This is a genomic window from Lysinibacillus sp. FSL K6-4013, assembly GCF_038630435.1.
Classification (GTDB): domain Bacteria; phylum Bacillota; class Bacilli; order Bacillales_A; family Planococcaceae; genus Lysinibacillus; species Lysinibacillus boronitolerans.
The window spans coordinates 1190627-1207080 of the sequence record NZ_CP152031.1; the positions used below are offsets into that span (position 1 = coordinate 1190627).

Consider the following 16454-nt stretch of genomic DNA (forward strand, 5'->3'; position numbering starts at 1 on the left):
AACTAACGATGGAACGCCGTGTGAGTGTGAAAGCCTCATGCACGGTGTGGGACGGGGGAAAAGCTGGCGATAACTTCAAAGGCTTACCTATCGTCATATTTCTCGGGTGAATATCAGCCTCAAGCGCACAACTATACAAAGGTGCTATTTGGCGAGGATTATGTATTCCGTGCTGGAACAATCGGTACAGTGGCAGAGAAAACAGCATATGGCTATGTAAAAGGCTATGCAAGTGATCATAATTTACATTTTCGTGGTGCAGAAGTTGATCGTTTAGTTCAAGGCTGTACAGGAGTAAAACGTACAACTGGGCAACACCCTGGAGGAATTATTGTTGTTCCAGATTATATGGACATTTATGATTTCTCTCCAGTACAGTACCCTGCAGATGCGCAGGATGCAGAATGGCGCACAACCCATTTTGATTTCCACTCTATCCATGACAATATTTTAAAGCTAGATATACTTGGACACGATGATCCGACGGTGATAAGAATGTTACAGGATTTATCAGGAATCGATCCTAAAACAATCCCGACCGATGATCCTGTCGTTATGAAAATTTTTAGTTCTCCTGAATCTTTAGGCGTGACAGAAAAGCAAATTGGTTGTAAGACAGGGACATTAGGTATACCAGAATTCGGTACGCGTTTCGTACGTCAAATGCTAGAAGATACAAAGCCTTCGACATTCTCAGAGCTTGTACAAATTTCTGGACTTTCCCATGGTACAGACGTATGGCTAGGAAATGCACAAGAATTAATTCAAAACGGTACATGTGTGCTAAAAGAAGTAATTGGTTGTCGTGATGACATTATGGTGTATTTAATTTATCAAGGCCTAGAGCCGTCATTAGCCTTCAAAATTATGGAATCTGTTCGTAAAGGGAAAGGCTTATCAGAAGAATTTGAAGCGGAGATGCTCGCCAATAAAGTACCAGGTTGGTATATTGAATCCTGTAAAAAGATAAAATACATGTTCCCGAAGGCCCATGCCGCAGCATATGTGCTAATGGCGGTACGTATTGCCTGGTTTAAGGTACATTTCCCAATCCTTTATTATGCAGCGTATTTCACAGTTCGAGCAGATGATTTTGATTTAATTGCAATGGTGCAAGGATCGCAAATGATTCGAGCACGTATTGATGAAATCAATATGAAAGGCTTAGATGCATCCACTAAAGAGAAAAACTTATTAACGGTGTTGGAGCTTGCGCTAGAAATGTGTGAACGAGGTATGAGTTTCCAAAAGGTGGACCTGTATCGATCACAAGCTAGTGAGTTTGTCATTGATGGCAATTCACTCATCCCACCGTTCGATGCGATTCCGGGTCTTGGAACCAACGTGGCGAAAACAATCGTTGCTGCTCGTGAAGAGGGAGAGTTTTTATCCAAGGAAGATTTACAGCAACGTGGTCGTGTTTCCAAAACGCTTATTGAATACATGGACCAGCTTGGTTGTTTAGAAGGCATGCCTGATGCTAATCAGTTATCGCTATTCTAGTATTGCAATTGTTTTGCATTGAAAGGTCACAATGTAAATTCAAATTCCTGACACAATATGGTTATCTAGAATGAAGGAAATTTGCATTGTGTCGAGAACTGTGCTATTCTTATGGTAATAATTTGTTGATATTTTTCCAGCAAAAGAGTGGGGCATACCCGCTCTTTTCTGTTGTTTAACCGTAGCAAAACAAATTTTGACTAACAGCAGGTAAGACCGTAAAATTTCACCAAAGCAACTGGTGGAATTTCTGTTTTATTATGGTTCATTACTGCGTTAACTTCATAGTGATGAACAATCATACGCTAGAATCTGATAAATACAGGAGGAAATAATGAGCAAAGTACCATCTTTAATTGAAGAGCTCGCTAAACCAATTGTGGATGAGTTAAATCTTGAGCTAGTGGATATTGAGTTCGTAAAAGAAGGACGTAACTGGTTTTTACGTGTCTATGTTGATACACCTGAGGGTGGAATTGACATCGATCAATGTGCTCAAGTGAGTGAACGACTAAGCTTGTTATTGGATGAAAAAGATCCAATTACACAAAACTATTATTTAGAAGTTTCTTCACCTGGAGCGGAACGTCCATTAAAAAAAGATACGGATTTTGTCAAAGCAGTTGGTAAATTTATTTATGTAAAAACCTATGAGCCCATCAAGGACATGAAGGAATTCCAAGGCTACTTAACGTCATACGATGAACATACATTAGTGATGGAAGTGCGTATTAAAACACGTAAAATAACAGTAACAATTGAACAAGAAAAAATTGCATTGGCACGACTTGCCATCGATTTTTCAGCATAAAGCATATTTAGGAGTGAAAACAAAATGAGTAGTGATTTGTTAGATGCGCTGAATGCGCTAGAAGAACAAAAGGGAATTTCAAGAGATGTGTTAATTGAAGCCATTGAAGCGGCATTAGTTACAGCTTACAAACGCAACTTTAACCAAGCACAAAATGTTCGAGTGGACTTAAATCTAGATAAGGGCTCAATTCGTGTATTCTCACGTAAAGATGTTGTAGAAGAGGTAGAGGATGATCGTTTGCAAATTTCTTTAGAAGATGCAAAAGTTATTAATCCAGCCTATCAGCTAGAGGACATCGTGGAACAGGAAGTAACACCACGTAACTTCGGACGCATTGCTGCACAAACAGCAAAGCAGGTAGTTACACAACGCGTACGTGAAGCGGAACGAGGTTTAATTTATGAGCAATACGTAGATCGTGAAGATGATATCGTAACTGGCGTTGTAGAACGTTTAGATGCTCGTAATATCTATGTAGGTCTAGGGAAAGTAGAAGCGGCATTGCCAGTTAATGAACAAATCCAAGGTGAATCTTATCATCCACATGATCGTATTAAGGTGTATATTACAAAAGTTGAACGTACAACACGTGGACCTCAAGTGATTGTGTCTCGTACACATCCTGGGTTGTTACGTCGATTATTTGAGATGGAAGTACCTGAAATTTATGAGGGTATTGTAGAGATTAAATCAATTGCACGTGAAGCTGGAGATCGCTCTAAAATTTCTGTCTTTGCACATAATGAGGAAGTGGATCCAGTAGGTTCATGTGTTGGGGCAAAGGGAGCTCGTGTACAAACGATTGTCAATGAACTAAATGGTGAAAAAATTGATATCGTTGAATGGTCTGAAGATCCAGTTGTATTTGTAGCTAATGCATTAAGCCCATCAAAAGTATTAGATGTACAAGTGAATGAAGAAGAAAAGTCGACAACAGTTGTCGTACCTGACTATCAATTATCTCTAGCTATCGGGAAACGTGGGCAAAATGCACGCCTAGCAGCGAAGCTTACTGGCTGGAAAATTGATATTAAGAGTGAGACTGATGCTCGTGAATTAGGTATTTATCCTTCGGCTACAAGCACTTTCATCCCTGCTGATGATGCAGAAAGTGATTTTGATGATGTAGCAGTTGACTTATATCAAGACGACGAAGAATAAGTAAGAAAGCCCGTGTGACAAGTTAGCTGACAGTATTCAGTGGGCCCCCTACGCCGACTGAATACTGTCAGAGCGTCAAGTAGAGCAAGACTTGTCCACCTCTTACGACAAGCTTCAGAGAGGAATGGTGATTCTTATGGCTGTAAACAAAAAAGTACCTCTTCGTAAATGCGTAGCAACTGGAGAAATGCTACCAAAGAAAGAGATGATACGTGTTGTTCGTTCGAAAGAGGGCGAAGTAAGTGTAGATGTCTCCGGGAAAAAGCCGGGGCGTGGTGCCTATGTCTCTAAATCAGAGCAGGCAGTTGACCTCGCGCGTAAGAAAAATGTATTAGGGCACCAACTTGATGTGAAAATTCCTGAAGAAATATATGAGGAACTTATTTTGCTGATTCGTAGGGAGTCTATTTTATGATGAATCAAGCAATATTTAATTTGCTTGGAATCGCGGCAAGAGCACGTAAGGTGATTTCAGGAGAAGAGTTAGTAGTAAAGGAAGTCCGCAATGGCAATGCTAAACTAGTACTGCTTGCAAACGATGCTTCTAAAAACTCTAGTAAAAAAATTCAAGATAAGTGCACGTACTACAACGTTGAGTATCATGTAATTGGAGATCGATATGATCTAGGACATGCTACAGGTAAGGAGGCCCGAGTGGCTTTAGCTATTACCGATAAAGGTTTTGCAAGTAAATTGTCTAGTCTACTCAACGAAAACTAATCGGGGGTGAGCAGATGACCAAAATCAGAGTTCATGAATATGCGAAGCAAGTGAATAAAACGAGTAAAGAGGTTATTGAAGCACTAAGTAAATTAAATGTGAGTGTAACAAACCATATGTCTATGTTGGAAAAAGACGCTGTGGCAAAGTTAAATCAAACATTTAAAGCAACACCTGAGAAAAATGTAGCAAAACAATCAACTCAAAACATGGCACAAAAGCCTCAATCAAATGGCCAGCAAAAACCACAGCATTCGGTGAAAAAGCAAGAAGGACAAAGGCAGCAATCTGCTACTTCTAAGCCAAAAGCAAACAATCAGCAACATGCACAGCAAAACTCAAATTCGTCTAACGAAAAATCTAAGAATACAAAAGGTAATCAAAATAGAAATATGACACAAAATAATAATAATAACAATAATAATCGTAGAGGTGGCGGTGGTTACAACCAACGTCCAAAACCAGGGATTCATGGAGGCAAACGTCGCCATCCAAAAACGCATCAACCATCAATTCCAGTGAAACAAAAGGAACTTCCAGAAAAAATTACTTTTGTTGAATCATTATCAGTTGCAGAATTAGCAAAAAAATTACACCGTGAGCCATCTGAAATCATTAAGAAATTATTCATGCTTGGCGTAATGGCAACAATTAACCAAGAATTAGATAAGGATGCAATTGAATTAATTTGCGCAGACTATGGTGTAGAAGTGGAAGAAGAAATTCGTGTAGATATTACGGATTTAGAAACACACTTCGAGCAAACAGAAGAAGTAAACGAGGCAGATTTATCAGAGCGTCCGCCAGTTGTAACAATTATGGGTCACGTTGACCATGGTAAAACAACTTTATTAGACTCTATTCGCCATACAAAAGTAACAGCAGGAGAAGCTGGTGGTATTACACAACATATTGGTGCATACCAAGTTACAGAAGGCGACAAGAAAATTACATTCCTTGATACACCAGGACATGCGGCTTTCACAACAATGCGTGCACGTGGTGCAAAAGTAACGGATTTAACAATTTTAGTCGTAGCTGCTGATGATGGTGTTATGCCACAAACAGTAGAAGCTATTAATCACGCCAAGGCAGCTGAAGTACCAATTATTGTGGCTGTGAATAAAATGGATAAACCATCGGCAAATCCAGATCGTGTAATGCAAGAATTAACAGAGCATGGCTTAGTTCCTGAAGCATGGGGCGGGGACACAATTTTCGTTCCAATTTCAGCGTTAAAAGGTGAAGGCATTGATACATTGTTAGAGATGATTTTACTTGTAGCTGAAGTAGGCGAGCTTAAAGCTAACCCAGAACGTTTAGCACTTGGAACAGTAATCGAAGCGCAGCTTGATAAAGGTCGTGGCTCTGTTGCTACGCTTTTAGTACAAGATGGAACATTAAAAGTAGGTGACCCAATCGTTGTAGGTCATACGTATGGTCGTGTACGTGCGATGGTAAATGATAAAGGTCGTCGTGTAAAAGAAGCTGGCCCATCAACTCCAGTTGAAATTACAGGTTTAAATGATGTACCTCAAGCAGGTGACCGTTTCGTTGTCTTTGAAGACGAGAAAACAGCGCGTCAAGTTGGGGAAACAAGAGCAATGTCAGCGATCCAAGCACAACGCTCAGAAAAACAACGTGTAACGCTAGATAACTTATTTGAACAAATGAGCCAAGGCGAAATGAAAGAGCTTAACTTAATTGTGAAAGCTGATGTTCAAGGTACTGTTGAAGCAATGGCAGCCTCTCTAATGAAAATTGATGTGGAAGGCGTAAATGTGAAAATTATTCACACAGGTGCTGGAGCTATTACCGAATCTGATATTTCTCTTGCAGCAGCTTCTAATGCGATTGTTATTGGATTTAACGTCCGTCCGGATGTTAACGCAAAACGTGCAGCAGAAGAAGAGGGTGTAGATATTCGCTTACACCGCATTATCTATAAAGTAATTGAAGAGATTGAACAAGCAATGAAAGGTATGCTTGATCCTGAATTTGAAGAAAAAATTATTGGTCAAGCAGAAGTTCGTCAAACAATTAAAGTATCAAAAGTTGGTACAATTGCTGGTTCATATGTAACAGAAGGAAAGGTAACACGTGATTCAGGTGTACGTGTGATCCGTGATAACGTCGTTATTTTTGAAGGTGAGCTAGATACGCTTAAACGCTTTAAAGATGAAGTTAAAGAAGTGGCAAAAGGATACGAATGTGGTATTACGATTACAAACTTCAACGATATAAAAGAAGGCGATATTATTGAAGCCTATATTATGGAAGAGGTTAAACGCGCCTAATGATCGTGTATGCAGAGGTTGAATTTATCATTCAAACTGCCCATTCGTTAAAGGAAAAGCGTGCTGTCTTACAGCGTATGATTACCCGCACAAAGCAGAAATTTAATGTTTCTATTGCGGAAATTGACCATCAAAATGTATGGCAGCGTACGAAATTAGCACTTGTTGCTGTTTCCTCATCAAAGGACGCAGCTGAACGGGAAATTAATCACGCGCTCCATTATTTACAGTCAAATCCGTCATGGGAACAGCTTAATGTGTGGCGAGATTATTTATAAGTAATAGTAGATAGTTGAGAGTGTGAACAGCAATAATATATCAACTATCTGTACATCGAAATAGAGGTGACAAATTATGTCTCTACGTTCAAACCGTGTTGCCGAGCAAATGAAAAAGGAGCTTGGTGATATTCTTGGCCGTAAAATAAAAGATCCGCGTGTTGGTTTTGTGACTGTTACAGGTGTTGAAGTAACGGGTGATTTACAGCAAGCGACTATTTATATTACATCTTTAGGCAACGAACGTGAACGAGAGGAAACGCTTAAAGCTTTAGTAAAAGCTTCGGGCTTCATTCGCTCTGAAATTGGATCACGTATTCGTTTACGACGTACACCAGAATTAATCTTTGAATTTGATTCATCGATTGAATATGGTAACCGTATTGATTCGTTGCTTAGAGATTTACACAAAGAATAAGCTAAAAAAAGTCTGCCACATGCATGTTTATGCAGGCAGACTTTTTATCTTCATGGAAAAGGTTATATTGCCAATGAATTATAGAGTAGGCAATTTGGGAGGAGCTATATGAACGGTATTTTACCGCTTTGGAAAGAAAGAGGCATGACGAGCCATGACTGTGTCTTTAAATTACGCAAAATTTTACGGACAAAAAAAGTTGGGCATACAGGGACACTTGATCCAGGTGTTGAGGGCGTACTGCCAATTTGTATTGGCCAAGCAACTCGAATAGCAGAATATTTAACTGACGCAGGGAAAACCTATGAAGCCATTATCTCAATAGGTCGTTCTACGACAACCGAGGATGCTGAGGGTGAAACCGTTGAAGAAGATCTTACGATAAAAAATTTTTCTCGTGAGCAGGTGTTAGAGGTTTTAGCTTCATTAACTGGCGTTATTGAACAAACACCACCCATGTTTTCAGCAGTAAAAGTAAATGGGAAGCGCCTCTATGAATATGCGAGAAAAGGCGAAAGTGTTGAAAGACCTACTCGCCAAGTAACAATTTATAATTTGGAGCTACTTGATGAGCTAGCACAATATGAGGGGCAAGAAATCACATTTCCAGTACGTATCGCTTGTAGTAAAGGGACATATATTCGAACATTAGCTGTGCAAATTGGTGAGGCTCTTGGCTATCCAGCACATATGAAAGAGCTTGTACGAACTGCTTCCGGTACTTTTACACGGGATAATTGTTTTACGTTAGCACAGGTTGCTGAGCTAATGGAGGATGAGCAAATAGCTACCTGTATTTTACCTGTCGAGTATGCATTAGCAGACTATCCATATATTGAGATTACGAGTGCTAATGAAAAAGAAATTTTCAATGGACAAGTGCTTCCAGCAGATGCATTATTAAATAGTCATGATAAAATTGTATACGGAATCAATGGAAAGGCAGTTGCGGTTTATCGGGCTCACCCTACAAAGGATGGGTTGATGAAGCCACATAAGATGTTTCCGACGATAGAGTAGGAGGATTTTTCAATGGAGGTCATTCATTTAAAATACCCACATCAATTACAGCAACGAGAAAGCATGCAGCCATATTCATTAGCTCTTGGCTTTTTCGATGGTGTACATAGAGGGCATCAAGCAGTTATCAAGGCAGCTAAGGAAGAAGGAAACAAGCGACAAATTCCAACTGCAGTGATGACATTCGATCCACATCCTTCATTAGTCCTTGGTGGACGTAACGAAAAGGTTTTTTATATTACACTCTTACAGCAAAAATTACAGCTGTTTGAAGAACAGGGTGTGGATACGGTATTCGTTGTCCACTTCACTTCTGATTTTGCCAAACTTTCACCAGCGGCATTTATCGATACATTTATCCGTGGATTAAATGTTCAGCATGTGACAGCTGGCTTCGATTATTCATTTGGAGCATTTGGTAAGGGAACAATGGAAGATATGCGTGTATTAAGCAATGGTGATTATGGCGTTACAATTGTTGAGAAGAAAACAGATGATGTTGAGAAAATCAGCTCTACCCGTATCCGCAAGCTATTACAAGAAGGCGATATGGAAGAAGCAACAGTGTTACTAGGGAGACCGTTTGAAATCAATGGGATTGTTGTACATGGTGATAAGCGTGGCCGTACTATTGGCTTCCCTACAGCAAATGTCCAAGCTTTAGAGGGAACGTTTATTCCAGCAAGTGGTGTCTATGCTGTTCGTCTGCTTGTGCAAAATAGCTGGTATGATGGTGTTTGTAATGTAGGCTATAAACCAACTTTCAAAGACCCAAATGATAAGCAATTATCGATTGAAGTCCATATTTTAAACTTTGATAAAAATATCTACGGTGAAGAAGTACATGTGGCATGGTATAAACGTATTCGAAGTGAACGGAAATTCGATGGTATTGAGGCCTTGAAAACGCAAATTGAAAAGGATAAACAAGAAGCAATCCGTTACTTTAACGCGCTATAATACGACTTCATCATTGTAGTCACATTTCCAAGTCGACGTTTTACTTGCTTGACTAAGTAATGTATGATAATATTCATAAGTGCATAAATGCTTAACCTTAGCTCGGTATATCGATGACTCCAACGTTTACTGTGCTAATGGGGATTAATTATAATTTAGGAGGTCCATACAAATGGCTATTACAAAAGAACGTAAAAACGAAATTATCGCTGAGTACCGTACTCACGAAAGTGACACTGGTTCACCAGAAGTACAAGTTGCAGTATTAACAGAGGAAATCAACGCTCTAAATACTCACTTACGTACTCACAAAAAAGATTTCCACTCTGAGCGTGGTCTTCTTAAAATGGTAGGTCGTCGTCGTCACTTATTAAAATATCTTCGTGAAACAGACGTACAACGTTACCGTGAATTAATCAACCGTTTAGGCTTACGTCGCTAATTCATAGCAAAAGTAATCCTATATTAGACTGTAGACAAACATTCGTTTGTCTACAGTCTTTTTTTTGAAATAAACATTGTTCATAATATTTTGTTCAACAATAAGCCATAACTTTTTTACACTACGATGAACGATAGATAAAAATGATTTGATACTTGATAAAAGGGTGATATATTCTAATCACATTTCACAGCCCATGTTATAGTCATTGCGATCATCATTTGCAAGTGCAATTGAAGTAGACTGCTATTATATTTCATGAAATCAATCCAGCAAATTATAGATAGAGGCTCAAACAATTGGTACATAAGCGTCAATCATACAATCTAAATGCTATCATTGAATACTAGTAAAACGTTGGCTTTGGGTTAGAAAACTAGATGGTGAAATGTAAACTAAATCATTTAGAGGGGTGAGTAGGATGTTTAACCAATTATTAAGAGAGAATAATATTGTTGCAGGTATTCTAACAGTTATTCGTGTTTATTTAGGCTGGCATTGGCTTACAGCAGGTTGGGGAAAACTGTTTAATAGCTTTGATGCATCTGGCTTTTTAGCCAATGCGATTACAAATCCAGTGACAAGTGGAGAAGAGCTTGCATATCCACTGTATGTAAAGTTTATTGAATCATTTGCTTTGCCAAATGCCGGGCTAATTAACATTCTTGTGCCGTGGGGAGAATTTTTAGTAGGGCTAGGATTAATTCTGGGATGCTTAACGACATATGCTGCATTTTTCGGTATGGTCATGAATTTTGCTTTCTTAATGGCAGGTACGATATCTAGTAATCCGTGGGATATTTTACTTGCAATCTTTATAGCTGCTGCAGGTTACAATGCTGGGAAATTCGGACTCGACCGCTTCATTATGCCTATCATAAGTGAAAAGATGGCGAGAAATAAGAAAAAAGATGTAGTTCAACCTGTTGCTAAAATTACATAATAAACTTTTTTAGATATCTTATATTAGGAGACTACTCATTAGTTTGAATATACCCCACCCATTATATGGGTGGGGTATTCATATTGTTGAAAAAAGAACACGTCACTAGCAGAAGAGATCTTTTTGCAAGGAGAGGTGGTGATTTCTGTTCCACCTGCGTCCTTTCCAGGGGGCGTCCAATGAACCGCTAAATCCCCTAGGAAAGAAGCTGGCTAACCATTCTGCAAAAGTGTCTTTTCCTCTTTCATACTAGTAGTGAACGAAATAGCCCATTATCTGTAGTAGTAGAGAGGATGGGCTCCTATTTTCACGGTGGAGAATTGATGCGTTACAACAGCTTCCATAAAATGAGTAGTGAAAACCTTCACTTTATTTAAAAACCTTTGCTAAAAAGTTAACATTTGTGTTTCAACACTTTGTATAACCCGACTATTATTTACCAAGCTACTAACTTTTCTAGCTGATTCGACTTTCTTTTACCTTATAAGATGTTGTATGATAAGCTCCATGTTATAATAAGTCTATTGTTTAAACTTGTACGTGAAAAACTAATGTTAGCGAAGCAGTTATTTCCATTTACATACATTACTTTTCGTCAAGAAGGAATCAATATAAAAAAATCCATATACCAAAAATGCTTTTTCGATAAAATAAAGAAATAAATCTTAAATAAATTGGCAATAACTGAATTTAAATGTATGATTATTTCATGAAATATTATTTAGCATAGAACAAGCATTTTTGGTACACTTACTATTAGTACATACAGACGAAGTAAGTGTTTTTATAATAGAGAGGGGTTCATTGAATGAACGAAAAGAAAGTCTATTCCTATGAATGGGCTGGCCGTCCACTTGTAATTGAAGTAGGACAGTTAGCAAAACAAGCAAACGGAGCCGCATTAGTACGCTATGGCGATACTTCTGTACTTGCTACAGCAACAATGTCAAAATCACCTAAACCACTTGATTTCTTCCCATTAACAGTAAACTATGAAGAGCGTCTATATGCTGCGGGTAAAATTCCTGGCGGCTTTATTAAGCGTGAAGGACGTCCATCTGAAAAGGCGATTTTAGCAAGCCGTTTAATCGACCGTCCGATTCGTCCGATGTTCCCGGATGGTTTCCGTAATGAAGTACAAGTTATTTCTATGGTTATGTCAAATGATCCTGACTGTACATCTGAAATGGCAGCAATGGTTGGTTCATCACTAGCATTAGCGATCTCTGATATTCCATTTGATGGGCCAATAGCAGGTGTACAAGTTGGTTATATTGATGGAGAATTCATTGTCAACCCGACAGTAGAGCAATCGAATCGCTCAACAATTCATTTATCTGTAGCAGGGAACAAAGATGCTATTAACATGGTTGAAGCGGGTGCGCTTGAAGTACCAGAGGAAATTATGTTAGAAGCGATTATGTTCGGTCATGAAGAAATCAAAAAAATCATTGCTTTCCAAGAGCAGATTGTGGCAGAGGTTGGTAAAGAAAAGTTACCAGTGACACTATTTGAAATTGACGAAGCGATTCAAGCCGATATAAAAGCAGCTTGTGAGACTGATATGCATGATGCTATTCAAACGGCTGAGAAACATGCACGTGATGAGGCAATCCAAGCTGTTAAAGATCGAGTTATCGCTTCCTATGAAGAGCAAGAAGCAGATGACGAAACAATGAAACAAGTGTATACAATTCTTGATAAGATGGTAAAAGAAGAAGTACGCCGTCAAATCACGGAAGATAAGATTCGTCCAGATGGTCGTAAGCTCGACGAAATCCGACCACTTTCTTCTGAAACAGGCTTATTACAACGTACACATGGTTCAGGTCTATTTACACGTGGACAAACACAGGCACTTTCTATTTGTACTTTAGGTGCGCTTGGTGATGTACAAATTATTGACGGTTTAGGTGTGGAAGAGTCTAAACGCTTTATGCACCATTATAACTTCCCGCAATTTTCTGTAGGGGAAACAGGACCAATCCGTGGGCCAGGTCGTCGTGAAATTGGTCATGGTGCGTTAGGTGAGCGTGCACTTGAAGCAGTAATTCCTGATGAATCGGTCTTCCCTTATACAATTCGTTGTGTATCAGAAGTACTTGAATCAAACGGATCAACTTCTCAAGCTTCTATTTGTGCATCTACTTTAGCCATGATGGATGCAGGTGTTCCATTAAAAGCACCAGTGGCAGGTATTGCTATGGGTCTTATTAAAAAGGGCGAGCACTATTCTATTTTAACGGACATTCAAGGAATGGAAGACCATTTAGGCGATATGGACTTTAAAGTTGCAGGTACAGCTAAAGGTGTAACAGCGCTACAAATGGACATTAAAATTGATGGCTTATCTCGCAATATTTTAGAAGAAGCACTGACACAAGCAAAAGTTGGACGTATGCATATTCTAGAATCAATGCTTGCTACACTGGCAGAGCCACGTAAGCAATTATCTGAGTTTGCACCAAAAATTGTTATTGTAAAAATTAATCCTGATAAAATTCGCGATGTAATTGGACCAGGTGGTAAACAAATTAACAAAATTATTGAAGAAACGGGCGTTAAGATTGATACGGAGCAAGATGGTACAATCTATATTTCTTCTGCAGATGAAGCAATGAATGCACGTGCAAAACAAATTATTGAAGATATCGTACGTGAAGCAAAAGTAGGAGAATACTACTTAGCAACAGTGAAGCGTATTGAAAAATTCGGAGCCTTTTGTGAAATCTTCCCAGGGAAAGATGGCTTGCTTCACATTTCTGAAATTCAAGAGGAACGTACGAAGCAAGTGGAGGACGTCTTAAAACTTGGCGATCAATTACTTGTGAAAGTGATTGAAATCGACAAGCAAGGTCGTGTGAATTTATCTCGCAAAGTAGTAATTCAAGAGGAAAAAGAGCGCGCTGAACAAGAAAAATAATATCGATCAAAAGGCTGCGTAAATTGCGCAGCCTTTTTCGATAGTAGCAAGAAGAATAGTAGAGGATTTTTATAATTGGGGGAGATAGTTTGGTTCAAGTACATACATGTCAGAATGGTGTTCGTATTGTATCAGAGCAAATTGATCATGTGAGATCGGTTGCATTAGGAATCTTTGTGAATGCGGGCTCTCGCTACGAGCTACCTGAAGAGAATGGTATCACACATTTTATTGAGCATATGTTGTTTAAAGGAACAGCAACTCGCTCAGCTCGTCAAATCGCTGAAGAATTTGATCGAATCGGAGGAGAGCTAAATGCCTTCACATCGAAAGAAAATACATGTTACTATGCTAAAGTTTTAGATCATCATGCGGAGCTTGCGGTCACAATACTAGCGGATATGTTTTTCAATTCTACATTTGCGGAAGAAGAATTAGAAAAAGAGCGACAAGTAGTATTAGAAGAAATATTAATGAGCGAAGATGCTCCCGATGATGATGTTCATGAGAAGCTGTGGGGCGTCATGTATCCGAATGATGCACTCGGTCGTCCAATACTAGGCACAGCTGCTACGTTAAAGACATTTACAGCAGATGCTATACGACATTATATGGATAAACATTATGGGCCAGAGTCCGTTGTTATTTCGATTGCAGGTAATATTTCATCTCAGCTTATGCAAACGATTGAAGATTTATTTGGACACTATCAACCTTCACCATATGCTATGGCGCCTGTCCTGACAAATCCTTCATTTTATCCAGGGGAAATTACAAAAATACGCGATACAGAGCAGGCACATGTTGCGATTTCATATCCAGCAATCGGTGTAAAAGACCCAGATATGTATAGCTTTATTGCGCTTAACAATATTATTGGAGGCAATATGAGCTCTCGCTTGTTTCAGGAAGTACGAGAAGAGCGTGGGCTTGCCTATTCTATTTTTTCCTATCAATCGTGTTATGCCGATGTAGGCGCTTTTACGATTTATGGTAGTACTAGTCGACAGCAATTAGCGCAGCTTCAGCACACGATCGATGCCACTTTATTAGATATTGTAGCGGGTGGTGTTACAGAGGAGGAGCTTGATAATGCGAAAGAGCAGCTTAAAGGCAGCTTTGTCCTTGGGTTAGAAGGGACAGGGGCTCGTATGAATCGTAATGGAACAAGTGAACTTGTCCATCGCAAGCATCGAACAGTAGACGAGGTTCTTAAATCGATAGATGCTGTATCGATGGAGTCAGTAGATCGACTGATTGCTAAAATTTTAAAAGCAGAACCAGCTATCTCAATCATTGGTCCTAGCGAATAAAAATATTTTAATAAGGATAGCATTTTTTCCAGGCTATAACGAATTTTTTATTATATTGATACCTAGAAAAGGAGAACTTTGATTATTTTCAAAGTTCTCGTTTTCTATTCGTTTATCATCATTAGCAAAATAGCCTATTATTTCCAATTTGGATAAGTGACAGCAGCCCTCCATAATGAGGAGTGCATACCTTTGCTAAAAAGGTAACACTTTGGGCTGGCGTGGAAGGTACTTCACGAGACAGACCAATCTCTAAACGGAGAGGTAGCGAAAGAGGCAGCTCTGCGCATACCCATAAGAAAGCCAGTAGCCTGCAACGGAAATCCATTTCCATTTTAATTAACTTTTTTGTTATTCAATACGATTAAAAATAAGCAGCCAAATAAAGTAGCCTATTTTTTGATGACTGTTTAGTAAATCTCCTTTGCCATATATAAATAAAGACATTTGTAAAACACAATAAAACTGATGAGGATACTAACCAGTGTTGGTATGAACAAGATAATTAAATTTGCTGCTACTAGTGATAAATAGTAATGAATAACAAAATTTAGCAGAATGATAAGCACAACAGCTGTAAGCATTCTAACTGTTCGCATTCCCTCTGTTTCCTCAAGATGCTGAATATAAAATTGACTACAGATGAGGAAAGAGGCGCTACTTATATAAGCAAAGTACATAGCTAAATGCTCTATAAAATTTTCAGATGCTTCAGGTTGTGAGAAATACGTTGGCGCTAGGACAATAAAGAGTAACGAAATAAGGCCATAGCAAAATAGAAAATCGGATTGCAATTGTGTCTTCTTTGAAAGAGGTAGAGTATTGACATACACGTTCCACTTTACTTGACGATCGCCTCTATATAAATTATCTACGAGGTTGGCAGAAATAACGACAACAAATAATCCAATGGAAGGACTATCTACAAAAGGTATGTGAACAAAATTAAAAAGTAAACATATAATCATTGCAAAAAGAATAATCCATTTTTGTACGACAATTCTTTGTAACAATAGTGCTCGCATGAGATACCTCCTAAAACTCTTTTCTTTTATAAATAGCTGTAGAAACTAAAGAGGAGAGGCATAGCAGTAAAAGTCCGCCAAAAGGTGTTAAATAGACATATTGCTTTAAATATAAAAAGGTTTGGGGCATATCAGGAATATATTCTTTAAACATCCCTGTTAAGAAGCCAGGGATAAAACATAGCGCAATTAGGACGATCCTTCCTTTAATAGAGCCAAATTTAATATAGATAGGTAGTAACACGGCTAACGAACAGAGCGCCAATGTTACAATCAAATTAAACGTTAGGAAAAATTCTGAAGTGATTTCGTTATTGGTAAAGAAATTGATAAAAAATAGGATAGGTAAAGCCATAACAAGGCCGATAATCATTAACATCACACTAAGTATATATTTACTAAAAACAATATCCGCTTTAGAAATTGGTAAAGTATTAGCATATTTATCCCACTTACTTTGTTCATCGTAGCTAAGCGCAGTTATCGCTTGTATCGTAACAATAAAGACAATAATAGCTAGGAGCATTGAGCTTTGCTGCATAAATATCGCCATCACAAGAAGAAATACAAGAACAAATGCTTGTGCTTTCATTTGACGTTGAATGGTCATTAAATCTTTTAAGATAAGTCCTACCAT

General features: G+C 38.6%; 15 protein-coding genes and 1 pseudogene. 14 read left to right on the forward strand and 2 right to left on the reverse strand.

Annotated features, from left to right (window positions below; genetic code table 11):
• Positions 1 to 99: 99 nt before the first annotated feature.
• The 14 genes and pseudogenes from MHB39_RS05610 to MHB39_RS05675 form a co-directional block, all read left to right on the forward strand.
• A pseudogene (locus MHB39_RS05610) lies at positions 100 to 1503 on the forward strand (PolC-type DNA polymerase III); the annotation flags it as partial.
• Between the two features lie 334 nt (positions 1504 to 1837).
• Positions 1838 to 2314: a ribosome maturation factor RimP gene (gene rimP, locus MHB39_RS05615; protein ID WP_004269252.1), complete on the forward strand. Its 477-nt coding sequence runs from the start codon at positions 1838 to 1840 to the stop codon at positions 2312 to 2314.
• 24 nt (positions 2315 to 2338) lie between these two features.
• The gene (nusA, locus tag MHB39_RS05620; RefSeq protein ID WP_016994545.1) at positions 2339 to 3478 is read left to right on the forward strand and encodes a transcription termination factor NusA; all 1140 of its coding nucleotides are present in this window, start codon (positions 2339 to 2341) and stop codon (positions 3476 to 3478) included.
• 136 nt (positions 3479 to 3614) lie between these two features.
• A complete protein-coding gene (locus MHB39_RS05625; RefSeq protein ID WP_004269250.1) occupies positions 3615 to 3893 on the forward strand; it encodes a YlxR family protein in 279 nt (92 codons plus the stop codon).
• The gene (locus MHB39_RS05630; RefSeq protein WP_016994544.1) at positions 3890 to 4198 is read left to right on the forward strand and encodes a YlxQ family RNA-binding protein; all 309 of its coding nucleotides are present in this window, start codon (positions 3890 to 3892) and stop codon (positions 4196 to 4198) included. Before MHB39_RS05625 ends, MHB39_RS05630 begins: the two co-directional genes overlap by 4 nt.
• Before the next feature lie 14 nt (positions 4199 to 4212).
• On the forward strand, positions 4213 to 6495 hold the full coding sequence (gene infB / locus MHB39_RS05635) for a translation initiation factor IF-2 (RefSeq protein ID WP_036080418.1): 2283 nt from the start codon (positions 4213 to 4215) through the stop codon (positions 6493 to 6495).
• Complete coding sequence (locus tag MHB39_RS05640; RefSeq protein WP_010858486.1) at positions 6495 to 6773, forward strand: DUF503 domain-containing protein; 279 nt, start codon at positions 6495 to 6497, stop codon at positions 6771 to 6773. Before infB ends, MHB39_RS05640 begins: the two co-directional genes overlap by 1 nt.
• Positions 6774 to 6849: 76 nt before the next feature.
• Positions 6850 to 7191: a 30S ribosome-binding factor RbfA gene (gene rbfA / locus MHB39_RS05645; protein WP_004225003.1), complete on the forward strand. Its 342-nt coding sequence runs from the start codon at positions 6850 to 6852 to the stop codon at positions 7189 to 7191.
• Between the two features lie 108 nt (positions 7192 to 7299).
• Positions 7300 to 8211 carry a tRNA pseudouridine(55) synthase TruB gene (truB, locus tag MHB39_RS05650; RefSeq protein ID WP_036080413.1) on the forward strand — a complete coding sequence of 304 codons (912 nt, stop codon included), beginning with the start codon at positions 7300 to 7302 and terminating at the stop codon, positions 8209 to 8211.
• 12 nt (positions 8212 to 8223) lie between these two features.
• Complete coding sequence (gene ribF / locus MHB39_RS05655; RefSeq protein ID WP_342545984.1) at positions 8224 to 9171, forward strand: riboflavin biosynthesis protein RibF; 948 nt, start codon at positions 8224 to 8226, stop codon at positions 9169 to 9171.
• 172 nt (positions 9172 to 9343) lie between these two features.
• Positions 9344 to 9613, forward strand: a complete 270-nt coding sequence (rpsO, locus tag MHB39_RS05660; protein WP_004224992.1) for a 30S ribosomal protein S15 — start codon at positions 9344 to 9346, stop codon at positions 9611 to 9613.
• Positions 9614 to 10034: 421 nt separating this feature from the next.
• Positions 10035 to 10556 (forward strand): DoxX family protein, encoded by a 522-nt coding sequence (locus tag MHB39_RS05665; protein WP_339280651.1) that lies wholly within the window; start codon positions 10035 to 10037, stop codon positions 10554 to 10556.
• Positions 10557 to 11364: 808 nt separating this feature from the next.
• Entirely contained in the window at positions 11365 to 13479 is a 2115-nt protein-coding gene (gene pnp, locus MHB39_RS05670; RefSeq protein WP_036080410.1) for a polyribonucleotide nucleotidyltransferase, read from the forward strand.
• Between the two features lie 89 nt (positions 13480 to 13568).
• Entirely contained in the window at positions 13569 to 14792 is a 1224-nt protein-coding gene (locus MHB39_RS05675; RefSeq protein ID WP_016992816.1) for a pitrilysin family protein, read from the forward strand.
• Positions 14793 to 15202: 410 nt separating this feature from the next.
• Here MHB39_RS05675 and MHB39_RS05680 read toward each other — a convergent pair whose 3' ends face one another.
• The gene (locus tag MHB39_RS05680; RefSeq protein ID WP_036080407.1) at positions 15203 to 15817 is read right to left on the reverse strand and encodes an ABC-2 transporter permease; all 615 of its coding nucleotides are present in this window, start codon (positions 15815 to 15817) and stop codon (positions 15203 to 15205) included.
• Positions 15818 to 15827: 10 nt separating this feature from the next.
• Complete coding sequence (locus MHB39_RS05685) at positions 15828 to 16454, reverse strand: ABC-2 transporter permease (protein ID WP_342545985.1); 627 nt, start codon at positions 16452 to 16454, stop codon at positions 15828 to 15830.

Bases quoted from the DNA above. Each gene is read 5' to 3' on its own strand.
- MHB39_RS05685 (WP_342545985.1), bottom strand. From the start codon at position 16,454: ATGGTAGGACTTATCTTAAAAGATTTAATGACCATTCAACGTCAAATG.
- nusA (WP_016994545.1), top strand. From the start codon at position 2,339: ATGAGTAGTGATTTGTTAGATGCGCTGAATGCGCTAGAAGAACAAAAG.
- MHB39_RS05680 (WP_036080407.1), bottom strand. From the start codon at position 15,817: ATGCGAGCACTATTGTTACAAAGAATTGTCGTACAAAAATGGATTATT.
- infB (WP_036080418.1), top strand. From the start codon at position 4,213: ATGACCAAAATCAGAGTTCATGAATATGCGAAGCAAGTGAATAAAACG.
- MHB39_RS05625 (WP_004269250.1), top strand. From the start codon at position 3,615: ATGGCTGTAAACAAAAAAGTACCTCTTCGTAAATGCGTAGCAACTGGA.
- rbfA (WP_004225003.1), top strand. From the start codon at position 6,850: ATGTCTCTACGTTCAAACCGTGTTGCCGAGCAAATGAAAAAGGAGCTT.
- pnp (WP_036080410.1), top strand. From the start codon at position 11,365: ATGAACGAAAAGAAAGTCTATTCCTATGAATGGGCTGGCCGTCCACTT.
- MHB39_RS05630 (WP_016994544.1), top strand. From the start codon at position 3,890: ATGATGAATCAAGCAATATTTAATTTGCTTGGAATCGCGGCAAGAGCA.
- rpsO (WP_004224992.1), top strand. From the start codon at position 9,344: ATGGCTATTACAAAAGAACGTAAAAACGAAATTATCGCTGAGTACCGT.
- ribF (WP_342545984.1), top strand. From the start codon at position 8,224: ATGGAGGTCATTCATTTAAAATACCCACATCAATTACAGCAACGAGAA.
- MHB39_RS05665 (WP_339280651.1), top strand. From the start codon at position 10,035: ATGTTTAACCAATTATTAAGAGAGAATAATATTGTTGCAGGTATTCTA.
- truB (WP_036080413.1), top strand. From the start codon at position 7,300: ATGAACGGTATTTTACCGCTTTGGAAAGAAAGAGGCATGACGAGCCAT.
- MHB39_RS05640 (WP_010858486.1), top strand. From the start codon at position 6,495: ATGATCGTGTATGCAGAGGTTGAATTTATCATTCAAACTGCCCATTCG.
- rimP (WP_004269252.1), top strand. From the start codon at position 1,838: ATGAGCAAAGTACCATCTTTAATTGAAGAGCTCGCTAAACCAATTGTG.